The sequence below is a fragment of the Methylobacterium aquaticum genome (assembly GCF_001043915.1).
GTDB classification, from domain to species: Bacteria; Pseudomonadota; Alphaproteobacteria; order Rhizobiales; family Beijerinckiaceae; genus Methylobacterium; species Methylobacterium aquaticum.
Genome location: NZ_LABX01000272.1, coordinates 1 through 20855, shown reverse-complemented (window position 1 = coordinate 20855; position 20855 = coordinate 1). Strand labels below are relative to the sequence as shown.

Annotated in this window: 19 protein-coding genes; 11 read left to right on the top strand and 8 right to left on the bottom strand. The window is 70.6% G+C overall.

The genetic code is table 11. From position 1 onward, the window contains the following. Positions 1 to 123 precede the first annotated feature (123 nt). Positions 124 to 783, bottom strand: coding sequence for a LuxR C-terminal-related transcriptional regulator (locus VP06_RS28715; RefSeq protein WP_048467225.1), 660 nt, complete (start codon positions 781 to 783; stop codon positions 124 to 126). Between the two features lie 543 nt (positions 784 to 1326). Between VP06_RS28715 and VP06_RS36790 the strand changes: the two genes are divergently transcribed. Then, positions 1327 to 1842 (top strand): hypothetical protein, encoded by a 516-nt coding sequence (locus tag VP06_RS36790; protein WP_156295831.1) that lies wholly within the window; start codon positions 1327 to 1329, stop codon positions 1840 to 1842. On the opposite strand, the gene VP06_RS28710 is transcribed toward VP06_RS36790, so the two are convergent. Beyond that, entirely contained in the window at positions 1767 to 2669 is a 903-nt protein-coding gene (locus VP06_RS28710; RefSeq protein WP_048467224.1) for a GGDEF domain-containing response regulator, read from the bottom strand. The two genes, VP06_RS36790 and VP06_RS28710, sit on opposite strands and share 76 nt — an antisense overlap. 105 nt (positions 2670 to 2774) lie before the next feature. Here VP06_RS28710 and VP06_RS28705 point away from each other — a divergent pair, with 105 nt between their 5' ends. Beyond that, complete coding sequence (locus VP06_RS28705) at positions 2775 to 3101, top strand: hypothetical protein (RefSeq protein WP_048467223.1); 327 nt, start codon at positions 2775 to 2777, stop codon at positions 3099 to 3101. 123 nt (positions 3102 to 3224) lie between these two features. Here the strand turns inward: VP06_RS28705 and VP06_RS28700 are convergent, their stop codons facing one another. Next, a complete protein-coding gene (locus VP06_RS28700) occupies positions 3225 to 4082 on the bottom strand; it encodes an IclR family transcriptional regulator (protein ID WP_048467222.1) in 858 nt (285 codons plus the stop codon). Between the two features lie 236 nt (positions 4083 to 4318). Between VP06_RS28700 and VP06_RS28695 the strand changes: the two genes are divergently transcribed. The 5 genes from VP06_RS28695 (at position 4319) to VP06_RS28675 (ending at position 9574) form a co-directional block, all read left to right on the top strand. Next, on the top strand, positions 4319 to 5557 hold the full coding sequence (locus VP06_RS28695; protein ID WP_048467221.1) for a branched-chain amino acid ABC transporter substrate-binding protein: 1239 nt from the start codon (positions 4319 to 4321) through the stop codon (positions 5555 to 5557). A 228-nt stretch (positions 5558 to 5785) separates the two neighbouring features. Then, the gene (locus tag VP06_RS28690) at positions 5786 to 6739 is read left to right on the top strand and encodes a branched-chain amino acid ABC transporter permease (protein ID WP_048467220.1); all 954 of its coding nucleotides are present in this window, start codon (positions 5786 to 5788) and stop codon (positions 6737 to 6739) included. Continuing rightward, on the top strand, positions 6736 to 8064 hold the full coding sequence (locus VP06_RS28685) for a branched-chain amino acid ABC transporter permease (RefSeq protein ID WP_082167677.1): 1329 nt from the start codon (positions 6736 to 6738) through the stop codon (positions 8062 to 8064). Before VP06_RS28690 ends, VP06_RS28685 begins: the two co-directional genes overlap by 4 nt. Next, positions 8061 to 8837 (top strand): ABC transporter ATP-binding protein, encoded by a 777-nt coding sequence (locus tag VP06_RS28680; protein ID WP_048467219.1) that lies wholly within the window; start codon positions 8061 to 8063, stop codon positions 8835 to 8837. The genes VP06_RS28685 and VP06_RS28680 overlap by 4 nt, the downstream gene beginning before the upstream one ends. Continuing rightward, a complete protein-coding gene (locus tag VP06_RS28675) occupies positions 8834 to 9574 on the top strand; it encodes an ABC transporter ATP-binding protein (RefSeq protein ID WP_082167676.1) in 741 nt (246 codons plus the stop codon). Before VP06_RS28680 ends, VP06_RS28675 begins: the two co-directional genes overlap by 4 nt. 40 nt (positions 9575 to 9614) lie before the next feature. On the opposite strand, the gene VP06_RS28670 is transcribed toward VP06_RS28675, so the two are convergent. Together VP06_RS28670 and otsB are read right to left on the bottom strand one after the other, a co-directional pair. Further along, a complete protein-coding gene (locus tag VP06_RS28670; RefSeq protein WP_048467218.1) occupies positions 9615 to 10037 on the bottom strand; it encodes an FKBP-type peptidyl-prolyl cis-trans isomerase in 423 nt (140 codons plus the stop codon). A 68-nt stretch (positions 10038 to 10105) separates the two neighbouring features. Further along, positions 10106 to 10858 carry a trehalose-phosphatase gene (gene otsB / locus VP06_RS28665; protein WP_048467217.1) on the bottom strand — a complete coding sequence of 251 codons (753 nt, stop codon included), beginning with the start codon at positions 10856 to 10858 and terminating at the stop codon, positions 10106 to 10108. Between the two features lie 487 nt (positions 10859 to 11345). Here otsB and VP06_RS28660 point away from each other — a divergent pair, with 487 nt between their 5' ends. Both VP06_RS28660 and VP06_RS28655 read left to right on the top strand, forming a co-directional pair. Then, entirely contained in the window at positions 11346 to 13277 is a 1932-nt protein-coding gene (locus VP06_RS28660) for a putative bifunctional diguanylate cyclase/phosphodiesterase (protein WP_197093311.1), read from the top strand. A gap of 37 nt (positions 13278 to 13314) precedes the next feature. Next, positions 13315 to 13968, top strand: coding sequence for a metallophosphoesterase family protein (locus VP06_RS28655; RefSeq protein WP_048467215.1), 654 nt, complete (start codon positions 13315 to 13317; stop codon positions 13966 to 13968). A gap of 145 nt (positions 13969 to 14113) precedes the next feature. On the opposite strand, the gene tkt is transcribed toward VP06_RS28655, so the two are convergent. The 3 genes from tkt to VP06_RS28640 form a co-directional block, all read right to left on the bottom strand. Beyond that, positions 14114 to 16192 carry a transketolase gene (gene tkt, locus VP06_RS28650; protein ID WP_048467214.1) on the bottom strand — a complete coding sequence of 693 codons (2079 nt, stop codon included), beginning with the start codon at positions 16190 to 16192 and terminating at the stop codon, positions 14114 to 14116. Between the two features lie 45 nt (positions 16193 to 16237). Then, complete coding sequence (locus VP06_RS28645; RefSeq protein ID WP_048467213.1) at positions 16238 to 18136, bottom strand: glycoside hydrolase family 15 protein; 1899 nt, start codon at positions 18134 to 18136, stop codon at positions 16238 to 16240. A 92-nt stretch (positions 18137 to 18228) separates the two neighbouring features. Next, positions 18229 to 18864, bottom strand: coding sequence for a hypothetical protein (locus tag VP06_RS28640; protein ID WP_048467212.1), 636 nt, complete (start codon positions 18862 to 18864; stop codon positions 18229 to 18231). A 232-nt stretch (positions 18865 to 19096) separates the two neighbouring features. On the opposite strand from VP06_RS28640, the gene VP06_RS28635 reads away from it, so the two are divergent. Both VP06_RS28635 and VP06_RS28630 read left to right on the top strand, forming a co-directional pair. After that, a complete protein-coding gene (locus tag VP06_RS28635; RefSeq protein WP_048467211.1) occupies positions 19097 to 19726 on the top strand; it encodes an ANTAR domain-containing response regulator in 630 nt (209 codons plus the stop codon). Beyond that, entirely contained in the window at positions 19723 to 20724 is a 1002-nt protein-coding gene (locus VP06_RS28630; RefSeq protein ID WP_048467210.1) for a CmpA/NrtA family ABC transporter substrate-binding protein, read from the top strand. Before VP06_RS28635 ends, VP06_RS28630 begins: the two co-directional genes overlap by 4 nt. Positions 20725 to 20855 lie beyond the last annotated feature (131 nt).

Genomic DNA, 20855 nt, shown 5'->3' with positions numbered 1-20855 from the left:
CAAGTCGGGGGCCAAGTCGGGATCCAAGTCCCGGGCCGGCAAGGCGGCACCCCGCAGGGCCGCCTGAGCCGGCCGGCACGACGATGGCGGTCGCCTGCGGACCGCCCGATCCCGCGTCGCCTCTCAATGAGAGGCGACGCGGTGCGTCTCGTGGTTGATGCGCCGCAGGGGCCGGGCTTCGCCGTCGAGCACCGGCGCGAGGCCGATCTGCCGGGCGAGCTGCACCAGGTCCTTGAGCCGGCCGGTCTTGGTCTTGCGGCGCAGGTTGAGCCGGTGGGTCTCGACGGTCCGCACGCTCACCGTGAGGCGGCGGGCCACTTCCTTGTTGCTGAAGCCGGCTGAGAGGAAGCGCAGCACCTCGGCCTCCCGCGGAGTGAGCCCCAGGCTCTCGGCCGCCACCTCGGGGGCAGGAGCCTCCGCCTCGCCCTCGTGCAGCGGCCGGTCCTGGGCGAGCGCCAGGATGGTGGCGCAGATGTCGCGCGGGGGCGCGCAGCGGGCCACGAAGGCGTCGGCGCCGGCCTCCACGAAGCGGCCGATCTCCGCCGCACCGGCGGCCTGGAACGCCACCAGGATCCGGGCCTCCGGCGCCCGCTCGCGCAGGGCCGCCACTGCTGCCGGATCGTATTCGGGCGCGAAGGCCAGGACGACGCAAGTCGTGCCCGAGTCTTCCAGCTCCGCCGCCCCCACCGTCCGCAGGGCTGGCGTATGTTCCAGCGTCGCCCGGAAGGCGGCGCCCAGATCCGACGGCTCGTTGATGATCAGAACCCTGACGGCGTCACTCATGCCGTTTGCCTCCGTCCCAGCGCGATACAGGCGCGGTGCCCACGGAGGAGACTGATCAAGCCCCGTTCCACCTTGGCCGGAGCCGGCGGGCCCGGTCGCACTTTGCGGCACGAACAGGGCACGCCCGAGGGGAGAATTGCCTAGGTAGACCGACTCCGCGGCAGGATGTCGCGAATGGGTGGTCGGAGAGGCCAGCCGTGTGGTCCGGTGGCACCCGCGAGTCCAGACCAGTTTGGAACGCGGGCCTCGGTATTTTCCCGCATTGGGTCAGGCCGGGACGGAGGTCGGGCCGGGACGGGCGGAACCGCGGCGGTTCCGGCACCAGGGCGCCGCGGGGTGAGGTGGAACAGGCCGCTCTGCGTCGCCGCGCAGAACGGGAATGCCGTCTCGGCCTCCTCCGCCAGCCGCGGCAATCCCGAGCGGACGAGCCCGGCCGGGCGCCCGACCGCGTCCGGCGGAGACACCTTTTGGCCCCGCACCGTTGGCGTCGCGCATGATCCACCGCCAGGGCCGCGCCCGACCGTCCCCGCCGCGCGGGCGATCGTGACGTCCACCGAAGGCGTTGGGAGGTCGAGCACGCCGCCGATCGGTCTGGGCGCGGCGGCCATCGTGCGGGCGCGGTCCCTCGCCGCCTCACTGGGCGGCGGGACGGGGCCGGGCGCCGAGCGCCAAACGAGGCTCACCGCGACGGCAGCGGCGCCGAAATGCCCGGGCGCGCTGCTCGCCAGCAGCGCCGGCCGGGTCGAGATTGGCAGCCGGCCGGCCACCATTGCGGACGAGCAGCGTGGTGCGCGCGCATCAGGGCCGGACTGGCGCCGCCGCGATGACGCTGAGGGGATGCGCGATCTCGGCCGGCACCCGGACCGGCCCGGCGAAGGCGCCGTGCCGACGATGCCCCGGCGCGTCGCCGACGACGTGATTGTCCAGGCGACCGCCGATCCCGCGCTCACGCTCGCGATCGACGGGGCCGGCGAGGAGGCGGGTTACCCTGCCCGCGCCAGGATCAGGTCGGTGGCCGCCGAGACGACGCGGTTGCGGCCCGTGCTCTTGGCCTCGTAGAGGGCGATATCGGCGCGCTTGAGCAGGCCGCCCACGGTCTCGCCCTCCGACCAGGCGCTCACGCCGAAGCTCGCGGTGAGCTGCACCGGGCCGCGCTGGCCCTTGAAGCGCAGTTGCGTGCAGCGCAGCCGCAGCCGCCCCGCGGCGGCCTCGGCGTCCTCGAGGGTGCGCCCGGGCAGCGCCACGGCGAATTCCTCGCCGCCGATGCGCCCGGCGATGCCGCCGGACTCCGTCAGCATCTCCGCGGCGACGCCCCGGATCGCCGTGTCGCCGACCTCGTGGCCGTGCTGGTCGTTGATGACCTTGAAATGGTCGATGTCGGCCACGACCATCGCCAGCCGCCCATGAGCGCCGGCCCGGTCGGCAACGTCGCCGACCCGTTGCAGGAAGGCGCGGCGGTTGAGGAGCCCGGTCAGCGCATCGGTCTCGGCGAGGCGGATCAGCTCGCGCTGCATCCCGGTCATCCGCTCGGCGGCCCGCAGCCGGGCATACAGCTCTTCCGGGCTCGGCGGCTTGTCGATGAAGTCGTCGGAGCCGCTGTCCAGCGCCTCCGACAGGTTGCGGGCGTTGCGGGCCGACGACATCGTGATGATGTAGAGCGGACGATGGGCATCCGCGAGCAAGCGGGCCGACCAGCACAGCTCCAGGCCGCCGAGGGGGCGGACCTCCAGGCTGGTGATCAAGGCGGTGACCGACGCGTTGTCGGTGATGAAATCGAGCGCCTCGCGCGAATCCGTGAACGTGTCCACGGTATGGCCGCGGGGCGTCAGGAGCCCGCTGATGACCTTGAGCACCACCCGGCTCGGATCGACGACGACGATATGCATGGCGCCCCCAGGCAGGAGGACTGACTCCCGCTTCCCGCGACGAGGTTGCGCGCGAAGGTTTAACACCCCCTCAAGACACGCCGCATCTGCGCCGGGCTTACGGTGATGCCGGGAAAGACTGTCCCGACCACGCCGGACGGGCGCTATCTCGTGGTGCGCGGGCGGCTGTGGCGCCGGTCCGATCCGGACCTGCCGGCGGACAGGCGCGAGGCCCTGGTGCAGGACCTGATGCGGGCCCGCCGCGCGGTGCGCGACGCGAAGGCGGCGGGCGGCGAAAGGTTGGCGACGGCCCGCGCAGCGGTCGATGCGGCCAAGCGTGGCCTCGGCGAGCGCGGCCCGCCCTGGTGGACCGACGGCGCGCCGGATTACACCCGGCATCTCGCCCGCACCACGCCCTATGCGGCATGGTTCGCCGGGCTTGAGGACGGCTGATCCGTCAGGGCTGGATCGGCCGGCTCGGCAGGTTCGACGGCCTCCGCGCCAGCCCGGGGCCGCGAAAGCGGGCCTGCCTGCCGCGGAGGGTGTGAACGCCCTCGACATCCATCGAAGAGGTTTTCAATCCACGATCCCCAGCGCGCGCATGCGCGCGATCGTCTCCATCAGCTTCGGCCCGGTATCGTGGCGCAGCACGTCCTCGGTGAGCAGGAAGGCCGGGCCGCTGACGTTGAGGGCGAAGTGACCCCGCCCGCCGGGGGCCTGGATCGGGGCCGCGACGGCGTTGATGTCCTGGTGCCAGATGCCGATGCCGACGCAGAAGCCCTGCTGGGCGATCTCGGTGGCGCAGCGGCGATAGGTCTGCTCCAGCCGCGCCGCATCGGCGCCGTCCCGGCGCAGGCGGGTCATGAGCGCGGTCCTCTCCGTCTCGCCAAGGCTCGACAGGGTCGCCATGCCCATCGCGCTGCGGGCGAGCGGCAGGCGGTAGCCGACCTCGCTCGACAGCACGATCCGCTGGCCCTGGCCGCGCCAGAGCTGGACATAGACGCTCGACAGCCCGTCGAGCAGCCCGAGCGCCACGTGGGCCTGCACCGCGGTGGCCAGGTCCTGAAGGAACGGCTTCACCATCTGGGGGAAGGAGTTCTGGCGCAGGAAGGCCGAGCTGAGCGCCAGCACCGCCGGGCCGAGGCCGTAGCGCTCCCCCTCCGGGTCGTGGACGAGGTATCCGAGAGACAGGAGCGTGTGGGTCAGGCGCGAGACGGTGGGCTTGGGCAGGCCGGTGCGGGCCGCGATCTCGCGGTTGCCCAGCATCTCGGCCGCGTCCCGGAAGGCGCGCAGGACCTGGAGCCCGCGGGCGAGCGCGGTGACGAATTGCCGGTCGCCATCCTCCGGCTCCGCCGCGCTCTGTCCGATCAGGTCTTGCTGTCCGACCGGGTCTTGCACGATCGCGCCGGCGCGCGCCGCCACCGCCTGTGCCATGCTGCCGCCTCCCTCCCACGCCCTGTGACGGGTCCGTCCGGGCCGCCCCTAGGGTGGCGATACAGTGCCGGCTCGGCAACATGTTTCGCGATGCGGATCGTCATTTCGCGACTTGACCGTCCCTGAGCGGGGAGGCACTGTCAGCCCAAGGGGGCGAAGCACCCCGGGCGACGCCGAACACGGCGCGCCGCAAGAACACCGGCAAGAACAACGGAACGCCATTCCAGGAGGACGCCTTGGTCAAGACCCTTGCGCGCATCACGGCCGCCGGCCTCGTGGCCCTGGCGGCCTCGACTGCGCTCGCCGCGCCGATGAGCCTGAAGATCGCCTTCGTCGATCCGCTCTCGGGCGGCGGGGCCAGCACCGGCGAGGCCGGGCTGAAGACTTTCCAGTTCATGGCCGACCAGCTCAACGCCAAGAACACCGACCTGAAGCTCGAGGTGACGGGCTACGACAACAAGCTCAACCCGCAGGAGAGCTTGGTCCAGCTCCAGAAGGCGATCGATTCCGGTGCCCGGATCGTGGTGCAGGGCAATGGTTCCTCGGTCGGCGCAGCGCTGATCGACTTTGTTGGAAAGTACAACGATCGTAACCCCGGCAAGGAAATTTTATACCTCAACTATGCAGCGGTCGATCCGGCGCTGACCAATGCCAAGTGCAATTACTGGCATTTTCGGTTCGACGCCAATTCCGACATCAAGATGGCGGCCCTGACGAACTACATCAAGGGCAAGCCGGAGATCAAAAAAGTCTACCTGATCAACCAGGATTACTCGCACGGCCAGGCGGTGCGCGCGGCCGCCCGGGCGATGCTGAAGGAGAAGCGGCCCGACATCCAGATCGTCGGCGACGAGGTCGCGCCGCTCCAGAAGGTCAACGACTTCTCGCCCTACATCGCCAAGATCAAGGCGTCGGGCGCCGACACGGTGATCACCGGCAACTGGGCGCAGGACATGGCGCTCCTGCTCAAGGCCGCGGGCGATGCCGGGTTGCAGGCCAATTTCTACACCTATTACGGCGGCGGCAGCGGCGGCCCGACGGCGATCAAGCAGGCGAACCTTCCCGACCGGGTGTTCCAGATCTCCGAGGGCTACGCCAACATCGATTACAAGCCGGCCCACGACTTCGAGGCCGCCTTCCGCGCCAAGACCGGCCAGGAGATCACCTATGCGCGCATCGTCAACCTGATGAACGTGCTGTCCAAGGCGACGCTCACCGCCAAGTCGACCGACCCGAAGGCCATCGCCAAGGCGATGGACGCGATCCACAACGACACGCTCTACGGCAAGGACAGCTTCATCCGGCCGGACGACCACCAGATCTTCCAGCCGATCTACATTTCGCGCTTCGGCCCGGTCGACACCGCGAAGGTCATGGACAGCGAGAATACCGGCTGGGGCTGGACCGGCGCCGGCGAGATCGCCGCCCAGGACACCCTGCTGCCGACCACCTGCAAGATGGACCGGCCGAGCTGAGGCGGCGGCAGAGCGCCTCGCGCGGATGACGCGAGGCGCAGATGATCTGTCGCTGTTGCAATCGTCGGAGACGGTTTTCGCGCCGGCGCGGGATCCCCTCTCTGGCGATTCTGCGTTCTAAAATCTGACAGCAAACTCAAGCACTCGAATTTCGTGTCCATGGGGTCCGGCGGGACCTCCCGCCCTGCACCCACCATTTCGGCACCCCGCACCGGCAGGAGACCCCGCGTGCTCGAACTCGTCATCATCTCGACGCTGAACGGCGTGCTCTACGGGATGCTGCTCTTCCTGATGGCAAGCGGCCTGACCCTGATCTTCAGCATGATGGGCGTGCTGAACTTCGCCCATGCCAGCTTCTACATGCTGGGAGCGTTCTTCGGCTACCAGATCAGCAAGTTCACCGGCTTCTGGGTCGGCCTCGTCGTCGCTCCGGTCGTCGTCGGCGGCATCGGCGCGCTCGTCGAGCGCTACGGCCTGCGCAACGTCCACCGCCACGGCCACGTCCCCGAACTCCTCTTCACCTTCGGCCTCGCCTACGTGATCGAGGAGGTGGTGCAGATGGTATGGGGCAAGCTGCCGGTCGATTACCGCGTTCCGGGCGCGCTCGACTTTCCGGCCTTCACGGTGTTCGGAACCAACTATCCGGCCTACAAGCTGTTCATGCTGGCGATCTCGGTGGCGATCTTCATCGCCCTGCTGGTGGCGCTCACCCGCACCCGGGTCGGGCTGATCATCCAGGCGGCGCTGACCCATCCCAACATGGTGGCGATGCTCGGCCACGACGTGCCCAAGGTGTTCATGCTGGTCTTCGGCGTCGGTACCGGGCTCGCCGCGGTGGCCGGCGTCATCGCCGGGCCGGCCCTCGTCACCCAGGCCAACATGGCGGGCCTGCTCGGGCCGATCCTGTTCGTCGTCGTGGTGGTGGGGGGCCTCGGCTCCCTCACCGGCGCCTTCGCGGCCTCGCTGCTGATCGGGCTGGTCCAGACCTTCGCCATCTCGCTCGACGTCTCGGTCGCCAGCGTCCTGCAATCACTGGGCATCGATGCCGCGCCCTCGGGCGGCGTGCTCGGCGATCTCTGGAACGTGACGATCGCCCAGATCGGGCCGATCATCCCCTATCTCCTGCTGGTCCTCGTGCTGATCGCGCGGCCGACCGGCCTGCTCGGGAACCGCGAAGCATGAGCGACCTCGCCGACATCGCGCCGTCCGGGGCCTTCGCGCAGGCCGGCCGCCGCCCGGCGATCCGCCCGCGGGGGCTCAGTCTTGCCGCCCAGGTCCTGCCCTGGCTCGCCGCCGCCGCGATCCTGGTCGCGGCGCCGCTGGTCTTCACCAGCGGCACGGCGCTCACCATGATGAGCCTGATGGGCATCATGGTGGTGTTCTCCCTGTCCTACAACATGCTGCTCGGGCAGACCGGGCTCCTGTCCTTCGGCCACGCGGTCTATTACGGCTTAGGGGCCTTCTTCACCGTCCACGCCATGAACCTCGTGGCGTCCTTGCGCCTGCCGGTGCCGCTGCCGCTGATGCCGGTGGTCGGCGGGCTCGCCGGCCTCGCCTTCGGCATCCTGTTCGGGGCGATCTCGACCCGGCGCGCCGGCACCGTCTTCGCCATGATCTCGCTCGGCATCGCCGAATTGGTCTCGTCGGGCTCGCACATCCTGCACAGCTTCTTCGGCGGCGAGGAGGGCATCACCGCCAACCGGACCAAGATGCTGCGGGTCTTCGATCTCAGCTTCGGGCCGCAGATCCAAGTCTACTACCTGATCGCCGCGTGGTGCCTGGTCTGCGGCGTGGCGATGTACGCGATCACCCGGACGCCGCTCGGGCGCCTGTGCAACGCCGTGCGGGAAAACCCGGAGCGAGTCGAGTTCCTGGGCTACGAGCCGCAGGCGATCCGCATCACCGCCTTCTGTCTGTCCGCCCTGTTCGCCGGTGTCGCCGGGGGGCTGGCGGCGATCAACTTCGAGATCGCCAACTCGGCCTATCTCGGGGTGCACCAGTCGGGCGTGGTGCTGCTCGCGACCTTCATCGGCGGCATCGGCACCTTCATCGGGCCGGTCGTCGGTGCCGTGGTGGTGACGCTGCTCCAGGTCTCCCTCAGCGACCTGACGGAGGTCTGGCAGCTCTATTTCGGGCTCCTGTTCATCGCCATCGTGATGTTCGCCCCCGGCGGCATCGCGGGCTTGGCCCTGATGCACGGCCCGCTCATCCGCGCCGGCACCGCCCACCGGCTTCTGCCGGCCTACCTGCTGGCGCTCGGGCCGTTCGCGCTCCTGCTGGCGGGCGCGATCGCGCTGATCGAGATGGCCTTCCGGGTGCTGGTCAAGGCGAGCGACGGCACCGCGATGAGCCTCGCCGGCCTGCCCTTCGACGCCGCCCATCTCCTGCCCTGGATCGTCGCCGGCGCGATGGCGTTCGGGGGCGGACTGGCCTTGCGGGCCGTGCTGCCCCGGGTCACGGCGGCCTGGCACGAGGCTTCCGCCGCCGCCAAGGAGACCCTGGCATGACCGTCGCGAGCACCCAGCCCGCAATCACCTTGTCGGGCCTCCACAAGAGCTTCGGGCCGGCCAAGATCATCAACGGCGTCGATCTCTCGGTGCCGGTGGGCGAGCGCCACGCCATCATCGGGCCGAACGGCGCCGGCAAGTCGACGCTGTTCCATCTGATCAGCGGCCGCTTCGCGCCGACGAGCGGCACGATCACGCTGGAGGGCCGGGACATCACCGGCTGGCGCCCGGCGGCGATCAACCGGGCCGGCCTCGCGCGCAGCTTCCAGGTCACCAACATCTTCCCCAAGCTCAGCGTGTGGGAGAATGTGCGCTGCGCGGTGCTGCGGGCGATGGGGCACGGCCCGTCCTTCTGGCGCGGGGTCGAGACCCTGCCCGGCGTCGCCGAGCGCACCGAGGAGATTCTCTCCCGCATCCGCCTCGGCCACCGCGCCGCGGTGGCGGCGGGATTGCTGGCTTACGCCGATCAGCGGGCGCTCGAGATCGGCATCGCCATCGCGAGCGATGCCCGGGTGATCCTGCTCGACGAGCCGATGGCCGGGATGAGCCACAGCGAGAGCGAGCACGCGACGCAACTCATCCGCGAGGTGACGACCGGGCGCACGCTCTTGATGGTCGAGCACGACATGGCGGTGGTGTTCGGGCTCGCCGACCGCATCTCGGTGCTGGTCTACGGCCGCATCATCGCCACCGACACGCCCGCCCGCATCCGGGAGAACCGCGCCGTGCAGGAAGCCTATCTCGGCGTCGCCACCGGGGAGAAGGCCGCATGAGCGCCGCCCTGGCGATGCCGGCAAGCAGCCCGGCGCCGGCGCTCCTCGAGGTCGAGGACCTGCACGCCTATTACGGCAAGAGCCACATCCTGCAAGGCGTGAGCTTCCGGGTCGGCGCCGGCGAGATCGTGTCGATCCTCGGCCGCAACGGCGTCGGACGCTCGACGACCCTGAAGGCGATCATGGGCGACGTGCCGCCCCGCGGGCAGATCCGCTTCAAGGGCCAGCCGATCGCCGGCCTGAAGCCCTACGCGGTGGCGCGCCGGGGCCTCGGCTACGTGCCGGAGGAGCGGGCGATCTTCCCCAAGCTCACGGTGCGGCAGAACCTGGCGCTGGGCGAGAAGAGCGGCAAACGCGGCGGGCGCTGGTCCTATGCCGACATGTTCCGGCTGTTTCCGCGGCTGGAGGAGCGGATCGACACGCCGGGCGGCGTGCTGTCGGGGGGCGAGCAGCAGATGCTCACGATCTGCCGGACCCTGATGGGCGACCCCGACCTGATCATGATCGACGAGCCGACGGAGGGCCTGTCGCCGCAGATGGTGGCCCGGGTCGCCGAGCTGATCGGCGAGATCGCCGCCCGCGGGGTGTCGGTGCTGCTGGTCGAGCAGAAGCTGACGATCGCCATGACGCTGTCGCAGCGCCTCTACGTGATGGGCCACGGCCACGTCGTGTTCGAGGGCACGCCGGCCGCGCTGTCGGCCAACGAGGCGGTGCGACGGGAGTGGCTGGAGGTGTAGACGCGGGTCCCGGGCGCGGCGCGCCCGGGACCCGGAGACGTCAGCGCACGCCGAGCAATTCGACGTCGAACATCAGCGTGGCATTCGGCGGGATCACGCCACCGGCGCCGCGGGCGCCGTAGCCGAGATCGGCGGGGATGATCAGGGTGCGCTTGCCGCCGACCTTCATGGTCGACAGGCCCTCGTCCCAGCCCTTGATGACCTGGCCGGTGCCGACCGCGAAGTTGAGCGGCTGGCCGCGGTCGAGGGAGCTGTCGAACTTCTTGCCCTTCTTGCCGTCCTGGTAGAGCCAGCCGGTATAGTGGACGCTGACGGTCTGGCCGGTTGCCGGCTGTGGGCCGGTGCCGGCGACCGTGTCCTTGTACTGGAGGCCGGACGGGGCGGTGACGAAGGAATCGGCGGAGGCGGAAGCGGTCATGGCGATCGTGAGGGCTCCGGCAAGGACGAAGGGCGAACGGCGCATCGACGGGATCGTTCCTGTGCGTGATGTCGGGCGAGGGTTAAAGCATGGACGGGCCGGCGGATAGGCCGTCAGGCCGGAGGAAGCGATCCGGGATCGATCGCCCCGCCCGCGGCCCAGCCCATGAGCAGGGCCCGCACCGCCGCCGGGTCGGCCACCCGGTGCCGGGCCACGGTCTCGCCGGGCCCGACCCGCACGGTGATCCCGCCATCCGCGTTCACCGGCACGAACGCCTTCTCGTCGGTGAGGTCGTCGCCGATGAAGATCGCCCGGCGGCCGGCATAGGGCGCCTCGCGCAGGAAGGCCCGGATGGCATGGCCCTTGGTGGCGCTGGCGGGCAGGATCTCGGCCACCGCCTTGCCCTGCTGCAACCGGTAGGCCGCGCCGAGGGGCTCCGCCACCGTCGCGACCACCTCCTGCGCCCGGGCGGCATCGGTGTCGTTGGCGAGCCGCCAATGCACCGCGACCGAGCAGCCCTTGTCCTCGATCAGCACGCCGTCGAGGTCCGCCGTCTCCCGCTGCAACGTGGCGACGCCCGCCCGCAGGGCGGGATGCGCCGCCGGATCGCCGCCGACCACCCGGCCGTCGCGCCGCTGCTCGACCCCGTGCAGGCCCGCGACGTCGAAGCGCTCCGGCGCCAGGAACCCGTCGATGGTGGCGATCGGCCGCCCGGTCACCAGCGCCAGCGCCCCGCCGAGGCGGGTGCGCAGCCGCGCCAGTCCTGACGGCAGGGCGGGCGGAACCACGACGCCGTCGGGGCGAGGGGCGATCTCGACCAGGGTCCCGTCGAAATCGAGGAATAGAGCGTAGGCCGTGTCGGTCAAGGGATCGGGTCTCCCGTCGCTGCCGGGGAAAGCCGTGGAGAGAGCGCCGCGACCGGCCCGCAGTCCGGGGTTAAACCGCAACCCGGCCCGCGAGGCAAAGCCGGGAAGAGCGGGGCGCGACGGCATCGTGTCGCGGGGGAGCCGGGGCGTCGGTGCGATCGCGCCCGGGTTTCGACGGCAGGTTCGCAGATTTGAAGCAACTTCCATCGGCTGGCGGCGCCTCAAAGGACAGGATCTGCTCAAATATCGGAGGGTGGCAGACGGGGCTTGACTCGGGGCTTGGCGATACGGCTGGTGCCGTGACACACCCTGAAGCCTCTGCGCGGGGGCACGCGCATGGCGTGGACGCTCGTGGCTAACCGTCAAATGCTGGCTCGGAGCATTCAGGTAACCTTTGATTCAAGCGGCCGTGATGTTTGGCAGAAGGTGCAGTGCCATGATCGGCTCGACCGGACGGGGTGGACGCGCAGTGCGCAGGATGCAGACGATGGTCGATCTGTTCCGGGTCGAGACCGGGAACCCGGACCTGATGCGGGCCCAGATGCAGGCCCTGCATAGCCAGGTTCCGCTGCTCTACATCATCCTGGCGATCAACTCGACGGCTCTGGCGTTCACCTATCGGGGCGTCGCGCCGGATCGGCTCACCCTCTATCCGCTGGGCGTCCTGCTGGCGGTGTGCGCCGTGCGCCTCGGGCTGTGGCTCGCCCGCAGCCGACAGCCGATCGACGAGACCCGGATCGCCGCCAAGCTGCGGCTCACGGTCGTCATCGCGGGCGCGCTGGCGGTCGGGTTCATGGCCTGGGGCTGCGCGCTGTTCCATTACGGCGACGCCTACGCCAAGGCCCACATGCTGTTTTATGTCGGCACCACCACGATCGCCTGCGTCTTCTGCCTCGGGCCCCTGCGGGCGGCGGCTTTGCTGGTGATGGTGATCGTCACCGTCCTGTTCTGCCTGCATGTCAGCAGCGTCGACAACCAGGTCATGCGGGCGATCGGCCTCAACCTGGTGATCGTCAGCGCCGCACTGGCCTTCGTGATCGTCACCTATTACCGCGACTTCACCCGACTGATCGGGCAGCAGGTCGAGCTCGGGCGGCTGAGCCGGGAGAACATGCGGCTGGCGAATCTCGACATGCTCACCGAACTGCCCAACCGCCGCAGCTTCTTCGCCTCCCTGGACCAGGCCGTGAGCGAGGCGGAGGCTGGGTCCGGGCCGTTCGTCGTCGGCCTGATCGATCTCGACGGGTTCAAGCCGGTGAACGACGCCCACGGGCATGGCGCCGGCGACGCGGTGTTGCAGGAGGTCGCCCGGCGCGTGCGGGACGTGGTGGGCGAGGCCGGCGTGGTGGCGCGCATCGGTGGCGACGAGTTCGGCCTCGTCCTGCGCGGCTGCACCGCCCTCGCGACGATGGGCGAGGGGATCTGCGACGCCCTGGCGGCACCGTTCCGGTTGCCCAATGGCGGCAGCGCCCAGATCGGCGCCTCGATCGGCTTTGCCGCCTACCCGGAGGCTGGCCACAAGGCGGCCCAGCTCGTCGAGCGGGCGGATTACGCCTTGTACTACGCCAAGGCGAACAGCCGCGGCGCCGCCGTGCTGTTCACCGAGGAGCACGAGCGCCTGCTGCGCACCCAGAGCGTGATCGAGCAGGCCCTGCGCCATGCCGATCTGGCGCGGGAGATGAGCCTGGTCTTCCAGCCGATCGTCGATGTGAGGCGCGACCGCACCGTGGCGTTCGAGGCGCTGGCGCGCTGGACCAGCCCGGAACTCGGCCCGGTCTCCCCGGCGGTGTTCGTGCCGATCGCCGAGCGCTCGGGCCTCATCACCCGCATCACCACCGTGCTGTTCGGCCAGGCGCTCGCCGCCGCGCGGGCCTGGCCGGACCAGGTCGCCCTGTCGTTCAACCTGTCGATGGCCGATATCGCCTCGCCGCAAGCCGCCGCCGGCATCGTCGCGGCGATCCGGGCCAGCGGCGTGAAGCCGGAGCGGGTGATCCTGGAGGTGACCGAGACCGCGCTGATCCAGGACGTGGCGCAGGCCCAGACTGTGCTCGAGGCGCTGAAGGCGCACGGCATCTGCATTGCCCTCGACGATTTCGGCACCGGCTACTCGTCCCTGAGCTACGTCCACCGCCTGCCCCTGGACAAGCTCAAGATCGATCGCAGCTTCATCAGCGAGGTCACCACCGATCCGGCCAGCCGCGACATCGTGACGTCGATCGCGGCCCTCGCCGCTAACCTGAAGCTCGCCTGCGTGGTGGAGGGGATCGAAACAGCCGAGCAGGCCCGGCTGCTCGAGGATCTCGGCTTCGTGCTGATGCAGGGCTACCATTTTCACCGGCCGATGGGCTTCTCCCATACCCTGCGCTACCTCGATGCCGAGGCGGTGCGGTCCATCCGGCTGGTCCAGGCGGTCGCCTGACCGGTCCTGCCGGGCGAGGTGCGAAGAGACGGTTTTCATGCTCACCTACGCCATCGGCGACATCCACGGCCGCGCGGACCTGCTCGCCCGTCTCCTGGCCGAGATCGAGTTGCACCGGGCCGGGTGGCCCCGCCGCCTGGTCTTCCTCGGCGACGCGATCGATCGCGGACCCGACAGCGCCGGCGCCGTGGCGACCCTGAAGGCGTTGCAGGAGCGCGAGCCCGAGGCGGTGACCTGCCTGATGGGCAACCACGAGGCGATGCTGCTCGATGCGGTCTCAGGGCGGGATCCCGAGCTGTGGCGGCTCAACGGCGGCGGGCCGACGCTCGCCTCCTACGGCGTCACCCGCCCGAGCGACCTTCCGGCGGACATCGTCGCCTGGATCGCCGCCCTGCCGACCCTGCATGGCGATGCGCAGCGCTGGTACGTCCATGGCGGCCTCGATCCGGCGCGGAGCGCGGAGGCGAGCGACCGCGAGACCCGGCTGTGGATGCGCGAGCCGTTCCTCTCCTCGGGCCACGATTTCGGCCGTCACGTCGTGCATGGCCACACCCCGACACGGCACGGCCGGCCCGAGTTGCGGGCGTCCCGGACGAACCTCGATACGGGAGCGGTGTTCGGCAGGCCGCTGACGGCCGGGGTGTTCACCGACGCGCAGGGGCCGCCGGTCGAGATCCTGGCGGTTCGCTAGCCGCATCGTGAAACGGCGCAGGGGCCGGGTCGCCTCACTGCGTCCGGGATCCCGCGCCTCTTCCTGTCCTGCCGCGATGCGGATGGACGGAAAGACGGAGGGAGCCCGCTGACGATCGTCGGCGGGCTCCCGATGGCGTGTCGCGTCAGCCCTTCTTTTTCGCCAACTGGGCGCGGGCTGCCTCCAGCACCTTCTCGGGCGTGAAGCCGAACTTGGTCTGAAGGTCCTTGATCGGCGCCGAGGAGCCGAAGGTGTGCATGCCCAGGATCGTGCCGGTGCTGCCGGCGTAGCGGTCCCAGCCGATCACCGAGCCCTGCTCGACCGCGACGCGGGCCGTCACCTCGGGCGGCAGCACGCTGTTGCGATAGGCTTCGTCCTGCTGCTCGAACAGGTCCCAGGACGGCATCGACACCACCCGCGCCTTCACGCCGTCCGCCGTCAGGGTCTCGTAGGCACCGAGGCAGAGCTGCACCTCGCTGCCGGTGCCGATCAGGATCACGTCGGGCTTCGCCTCGTCGGCCCCGGCGAGCACGTAGGCGCCCTTGGCGGTGCCGGAGGCGGGGGCGTATTTCTCCCGGTCGACGGTCGGCAGCGGCTGGCGGCTCAGTGCCAGCACCGCCGGCTGGTGCTTGAGCTGCATGATGACCCGGTAGGCTTCCGCCACCTCGTTGGCGTCGGCCGGCCGGAAGGTGACGAGGCCGGGGATCGCCCGGAGCGCCAGGAGATGCTCCACCGGCTGGTGGGTCGGCCCGTCCTCGCCCACGCCGATGGAGTCATGGGTGAAGACGTGGAAGACCGGCACCTCCATCAGCGCGGCGAGCCGGATCGCCGGGCGCATGTAGTCGGAGAAGACCAGGAAGGTGGCGCCGTAGGCGCGCAGGCCGACGAGGCCGAGGCCGTTGACGATCGAGCCCATCGCGTGCTCGCGCACGCCGAAATGGATGTTGCGGCCGCCCGGCGTGAACGGGCCGAGGGTGCCGGCCTCCGGGCTCTCCAGCTTGGTCTTGTTCGAGGGCGCGAGATCGGCCGAGCCGCCGAGCAGCCACGGCACCCGGTTGGCGATGGCGTTCAGCACCTTGCCGGAGGATTCGCGGGTGGCGAGGCCCTTGGCATCGGTGGGGAAGACCGGGATGTCGGCGTCCCAGCCCTCCGGCAAGTCGCCATCGAGATAGGTGGCGAGATCCTTGGCCAGGGAGGCGTCACCGGCCTTCACCTCCTCGACCAGCGCCAGCCACTCCGCGCGCAGGGCCTTGCCGCGGGCGCCGATGCCGTTGCGGAAATTGTCGTAGACGCCGTCCGGCACCAGGAACTGGGCATCCTCCGGCCAGCCATAGGCGCGCTTGGCGCCCTTGACCTCGTCGGTGCCGAGCGCGTCGGAATGCGCCTTCGGGGTGCCCTGCTTGGTCGGCGCGCCGTAGCCGATCACCGAGTTGACGATGATCAGCGTCGGGCGGTCACCCGACTGCAGGAAGGTCTCGATGGCGTGGGAGACCGCCACCGTGTCGTTGGCGTCGGCGACGCGCAGAACCTGCCAGCCATAGGCGAGGAAGCGGGCGGCGACCTCCTCGCTGAAGGCGAGGTCGGTATGGCCCTCGATGGTGATGGTGTTGTTGTCGTAGATCCAGCACAGGTTCGACAGGCGCAGATGCCCGGCGATCGAGGCGGCCTCGGCCGAGACGCCCTCCATCAGGTCGCCGTCGCTGCACATCGCGTAGACGTTGTAGTCGAAGAGTGGCCGGTCGCCATAGGCGAGGCGCTCGCCGAGGAAGCGGCCGCCCATCGCCATGCCGACGGAATTCGCCACGCCCTGGCCGAGCGGCCCGGTGGTGACCTCGACGCCGGTGGTGAAGTGGTATTCCGGGTGGCCCGGGGTGCGGCTGTCGAGCTGGCGGAATGTCTTGATGTCCTCCAGGCTCACCGCCGGGGCGTTGGCGCCGTCCTTCTCCGCCACCTCGGCGAGGTGGAGCAGGCTGTAGAGCAGCATCGAGGCGTGGCCGACCGAGAGCACGAAGCGGTCGCGGTTCGGCCAGTGCGGGTTCGCCGGGTCGTAGCGGAGATAGTGGTTCCACAGAGTGAAGGCGACCGGGGCGAGGCCCAGCGGTGCGCCGGCATGGCCGGAATTGGCCTTCTGCACCGCATCGATCGTCAGCGTGCGGATCGTGTCGATGCAGCGCTGGTCGATCTCGCTGGTGCCGGCCTTCGGCTTGGTGTCGGCTGCGCTCATTGGGTGGCCTCGTCGGTCGAAAGAAGGGGCGGCCCCTGCGACGGTTCAGGTCGCGGGGGTTTCAGCCGCCTGCGGGGGCATCACGGGCTGCGCGCCCGGATGGCCCGAGGCGTCCGGGTCTCCGCCGCGCTCCTTAGCGGGTCCGGTCGCCCGACTGAAGTTCAGAAGCGTGTTGACGAGCGCGACATGGCTGAACGCCTGCGGAAAATTGCCGACCTGGCGCCGGCGCACCGGATCGTACTCCTCGGCGAGCAGCCCGACATCGTTGCAGAGCGACAGCAGCCGCTCGATCAGGGCGCGGGCCTCGTCGCACCGGCCGAGCCCGATCAGGTTGTCGGCGTACCAGAAGCTGCATGGCAGGAACGCGCCCTCGCCGGCCGGCAGGCCGTCGGTCGTCTGGCCGTGGGTGTCGTAGCGCAGGACGAAGCCCTCATGCATCAGGTCGCGGCCGATCGCCTCGACGGTGCCGACGACGCGCGGGTCGTCCTGGGGCAGGAAGCCCATATGGGCGATGAGCAGCAGGCTCGCGTCGAGGTCCTTCGCGCCGTAATACTGCACGAAGCTGTTGAGGTCCCGGTCGAAGCCCTTCTCGCAGACCTCGCGGTGGATCTCGTCCCGCACGCCGCGCCAGCGCGCGACCGCCCCGGCGTCGCCGGCGGCGGGCTCGTCGTCGGCGCGGGCGCGAGAGACTTGCTCCTCATAGAACCGGATCGCCCGGTCGAAGGCGACCCAGGCCATCACCTTCGAGTGGACGAAGTGCTTGCGCCCGCCGCGCACCTCCCAGATGCCCTCGTCGGGCTCGCGCCAGACCCGCTCCAGGTGATCGAGGAGCGCACGGCCGACCCGGACGCCGGATTCGTCGGCCAGCATGCCGCGCTGGTGGGCCTGGAACAGGGCGTCGAACAACTCGCCGTAGACGTCGAGCTGGAATTGCTGGGCGGCGGCGTTGCCGACCCGCACCGGCCGAGACCCCTCGTAGCCGGGCAGCCAGTCCAGCTCGATCTCGGGGAGCAGCCGCTCGCCGGCGATGCCGTAGAGGATGTGGGCCTGTTCGGGGCTGCCCGCCACCGCCCGGGTGAGCCAGTCGCGCCAGGCCCGGGCCTCGTCGATGTAGCCCGCATCCATGAGCGCCAGCAGCGTGAAGGTGGAGTCGCGCAGCCAGCAGAACCGGTAATCCCAGTTGCGCACGCCGCCGATCTGCTCGGGCAGCGAGGTGGTGGGGGCGGCCACGATGCCGCCGGTCGGCCGGTAGATCAGGGCCTTGAGCGTCAGGAGCGAGCGGGTCAGCACCGCGTCCCAGGGCGTGCCGCCGCGGCAGCGCTGGCACCAGGAGCGCCACCAGGCGGTGGTGGAGGCCAGCATCCGGCGCGGCTCGATCGGCGGCGGATCCTCCTCGTGCGAGAGGCCGTAGCTCAGCACGAAGGCCATGCTCTGACCCGCCTCGACGGTGAACTCCGACACCGTGGTCTGGCCGACGCCCTTGAGGGGGGCCCGGGTGCGCAGGACCAGCTTGTTCGGCCCGGCGATGGCCCGCAGGTCGTCGTTCTCGCTGCGCGACACCCAGGGGATTGCGGAGCCGTAATCGAAGCGCACCACCAGGTCCATGCGCATGGCCACCCGGCCGCGCACGCCCTCGACGAGGCGCACCAGATGGGTGCCGTCCTCGACCGGCATGAAGTCGACCACCCGCACCGCGCCCTCGTCGGTCTCGTGGGTGGTCTCGAGCACCAGCGTGTTCTCGCGGTAGCACCGGGTGCTCGTCGCCGCGGCAGTGGGCGCGATGCGCCAGTGGCCGTGATCCTGGCGGGTCCCGAGCAGGGCCGAGAAGCACGCCGAGGCGTCGAAGCGCGGCCAGCACAGCCAGTCGACGCTGCCGTCGCGCCCGATCAGCGCGGCACTGCGCCCGTCACCGACCAGCGCGTAATCCTCGATGAGCAGCGCCATGATGCGTCCCGAACGTAAGCCGTGACGCCGTTAGCTAGAGCGGCCTGTCCCAACGACCAACCCGACCCTCGCCAACCCGTGCCGTGCCGCTCTCAGCGCCGGCGGTCGATGAGATCGATCATCGCGGCGCCCGCATTGGTCACGCCGTCGCCGAGCGCCACCATGGTCTGCGTCACCATTTGGCCCGTCGGCGCGAAGGGCAGCCAGGGCCTGGAGCGCTCCGGCTCCCCCCCCGTATTCGCGGTGCGGGTCGCCGGCTCCAGCCTCTCCGCCGAGGGCTTGCGGGGCTTGAGGTCGTCGGGCCGGGCCGGCGGGCGCAGGTCCGCGAGCGCCGGCACGGCCCGGGACCGGTGCGCCGCCGTGCGGCGCGGGGCCTTGCCGTCGGGCCTGGTCTCGAGGGTCGGCAGCACCGGCGCGGCGGCCTCGGCCGGCACGCTGGCGATCAGCGGGAATTGCTGCTCGAATTCGATCGGGTAGGGCGCGCGCATCCGCCCGTCACCCTCCGGCCCGATCCGGAAGAGATCGTTTCCCGGCGGCAGCGGCTGGATCGCGGCGACGTGGCCTGCCGGCGCCCGCGGCGGCGCCTCGCGCCAGTACAGCGAGCCGGCGGCGAGGCAAACCGCCACGCAGGCGGTGGGCAGGAGCGGCAGGTAGCCCCGCGAGGCGTCGGGCAGGCTTCCGATCGCGCGTGCATCCGCCGGCTTGCGCATCCGCTCGTCCTGCCGCATCCGAACCTCCCCGCCATCGATGCCGGAATGAAGCGCAGGTTTCGGGCCGAAGCGGGGCCATTTCTTTGCGCTTTCGTGTCGAGGGCGACGGCGCGCGCCGCCGATACTCCCCCCATCTGGGCTCTCCCCACCGCCCTCTCCTTGGGGTAAGGGCGGCATGGCCGATCTCCGGTGCCAGCCGGGCGGGACCGCCGCCCCACAAGGCCCAACATTTGCGTGATCCGACGCCGACATGCCCGACCGCGCAACCCCATCCTCGGCTTCGGCGGCTCCGTCCGTGGGCGAGGCCCTGACCATCGCCGTCGTCGACCCGAGCCGCGCCCGGGCCGCGATCCTGGAAGAGGGCCTGCGCGCCGTCGAGGGCGCCCGGGTGGTGGTGATCCCCGACACCGCCGACCTCCTCGACCGGCTCTCCGCCCTCTCGCCCGACGTGGTGGTGATCCACCTCGAGAGCCCGAGCCGCGACCTCCTGGAGCAGATGTTCGGCGTCTCGCGCCTCGTCGAGCGGCCGGTGGCGATGTTCGTCGACCGCTCGGACACGCCGATGATGCAGGCGGCGGTGGATGCCGGCATCTCGGCCTATATCGTCGACGGGCTGCGCGCCGAGCGGATCAAGCCGATCATCGAGATCGCGATCCTGCGCTTCAACGCTTTCGCGCGGCTCCAGCGCGAGCTGTCCGAGGCGCGGGGCGAACTGGCCGACCGCAAGCTGATCGAGCGCGCCAAGGGCATCCTGATGAGCGCCAAGGGGCTGACGGAGGACGAGGCCTACAAGCAGCTCCGCCGCAAGGCGATGAACGAGAAGCGCAAGATCGTCGACATCGCGCGTGCCATCGTGACTGCCGCGGACCTGCTCGGATGAGGCTCCAGCTCGGCTACGTCCCGCTCACCGATGCCGCGGTGCTGATCGCCGCGGTGGAGCGCGGCTTCACGGAGGCGGAAGGGCTCGCCGTCGACCTGGTGGCGGAACCGTCCTGGGCCACCCTGCGCGATCACCTTGCCCTCGGCCTCCTCGACGGCGCCCACATGCTGGCGCCGCTGGCGCTTGCCTGCCACCTCGGCCTCAGCGGGCCGCAGGCCCGCCTGATCGCCCCGGCGGCGCTCGCCCGCAACGGCAATGCCGTGACCCTGTCGCTGCCGCTCTGGCAGGCACTCGATGCTGCATCCGACGCCGTGACGGAGGTGGCCCGGGCGCTCGCCCGGGTCGCGGAGGCCCGGGCCGCGGCGGGGCGCCCGCTGATGCTCGCGACCGTCCACCCCTATTCCACCCACACCTATCAGTGGCGCCGCCTGCTGGCGCTCGGCGGCAGCTCGCTTTCGGCGGTGCGCCTCGTCGTGGTGCCGCCCCCCCGGACCGTTGCGGCCCTGGAGAGCGGCCGGATCGATGGCTTCTGCGTCGGCGCGCCCTGGAGCAGCGTCGCGGTCGAGGCCGGGGTCGGCCGCATCGCGGCGTTGGGCAGCGCGCTCACGCCGGGCTGCCCGGAGAAGGTGCTGGCGCTCCCCGCCGAGATGGAGGACCGCGCCGCCCCCCTCCTGCGCGCCCTGAAGCGGGCGGCGCGCTGGTGCGGCGACCCGGAGAACCGGGAGGACCTGGCCGCGTTGCTGGGCGCTCCGCGCCATCTCGGGATCGATCCGGCGCTGATCCTGCGGGCCTTGGCGGGGACGTTGCGGCTCGCGCCCGGCGGGCCGGTGGTCGAGGCCGCGGATTACCTCGTGCTCGGCGAACGGGAACTCACCCCCGACCCGGCGCTCCTCGGCTGGCTCGTCGACGAGATGGCGGCGGCGGGGCAGACCGAGGCGGGAACGGTGCCGGCGGCGGCGGCCGGGTTGTACCGGGCGGATCTTCTGGCTGCGGTGTAAGGGCGCCCGAGGGACACTGGTCTCCACGGCGTCGTTCTAAGCAGACGTGCATCGGCAGGCCCACGCTTCGTCCGCTTTGGTTCCTTTTTATCGCGGGTTTTTGTCGCCGGACCGGTGACCACGGCGGCGAA

Excerpts from the sequence above, each read along its gene's own strand:
- VP06_RS28715 (WP_048467225.1), bottom strand. The coding sequence starts at position 783 with ATGAGTGACGCCGTCAGGGTTCTGATCATCAACGAGCCGTCGGATCTG.
- VP06_RS28710 (WP_048467224.1), bottom strand. The coding sequence starts at position 2,669 with ATGCATATCGTCGTCGTCGATCCGAGCCGGGTGGTGCTCAAGGTCATC.
- VP06_RS28705 (WP_048467223.1), top strand. The coding sequence starts at position 2,775 with ATGCCGGGAAAGACTGTCCCGACCACGCCGGACGGGCGCTATCTCGTG.
- VP06_RS28700 (WP_048467222.1), bottom strand. The coding sequence starts at position 4,082 with ATGGCACAGGCGGTGGCGGCGCGCGCCGGCGCGATCGTGCAAGACCCG.
- VP06_RS28685 (WP_082167677.1), top strand. The coding sequence starts at position 6,736 with ATGAGCGACCTCGCCGACATCGCGCCGTCCGGGGCCTTCGCGCAGGCC.
- VP06_RS28680 (WP_048467219.1), top strand. The coding sequence starts at position 8,061 with ATGACCGTCGCGAGCACCCAGCCCGCAATCACCTTGTCGGGCCTCCAC.
- VP06_RS28675 (WP_082167676.1), top strand. The coding sequence starts at position 8,834 with ATGAGCGCCGCCCTGGCGATGCCGGCAAGCAGCCCGGCGCCGGCGCTC.
- VP06_RS28670 (WP_048467218.1), bottom strand. The coding sequence starts at position 10,037 with ATGCGCCGTTCGCCCTTCGTCCTTGCCGGAGCCCTCACGATCGCCATG.
- VP06_RS28660 (WP_197093311.1), top strand. The coding sequence starts at position 11,346 with ATGGTCGATCTGTTCCGGGTCGAGACCGGGAACCCGGACCTGATGCGG.
- VP06_RS28655 (WP_048467215.1), top strand. The coding sequence starts at position 13,315 with ATGCTCACCTACGCCATCGGCGACATCCACGGCCGCGCGGACCTGCTC.
- tkt (WP_048467214.1), bottom strand. The coding sequence starts at position 16,192 with ATGAGCGCAGCCGACACCAAGCCGAAGGCCGGCACCAGCGAGATCGAC.
- VP06_RS28645 (WP_048467213.1), bottom strand. The coding sequence starts at position 18,136 with ATGGCGCTGCTCATCGAGGATTACGCGCTGGTCGGTGACGGGCGCAGT.
- VP06_RS28640 (WP_048467212.1), bottom strand. The coding sequence starts at position 18,864 with ATGCGGCAGGACGAGCGGATGCGCAAGCCGGCGGATGCACGCGCGATC.
- VP06_RS28635 (WP_048467211.1), top strand. The coding sequence starts at position 19,097 with ATGCCCGACCGCGCAACCCCATCCTCGGCTTCGGCGGCTCCGTCCGTG.
- VP06_RS28630 (WP_048467210.1), top strand. The coding sequence starts at position 19,723 with ATGAGGCTCCAGCTCGGCTACGTCCCGCTCACCGATGCCGCGGTGCTG.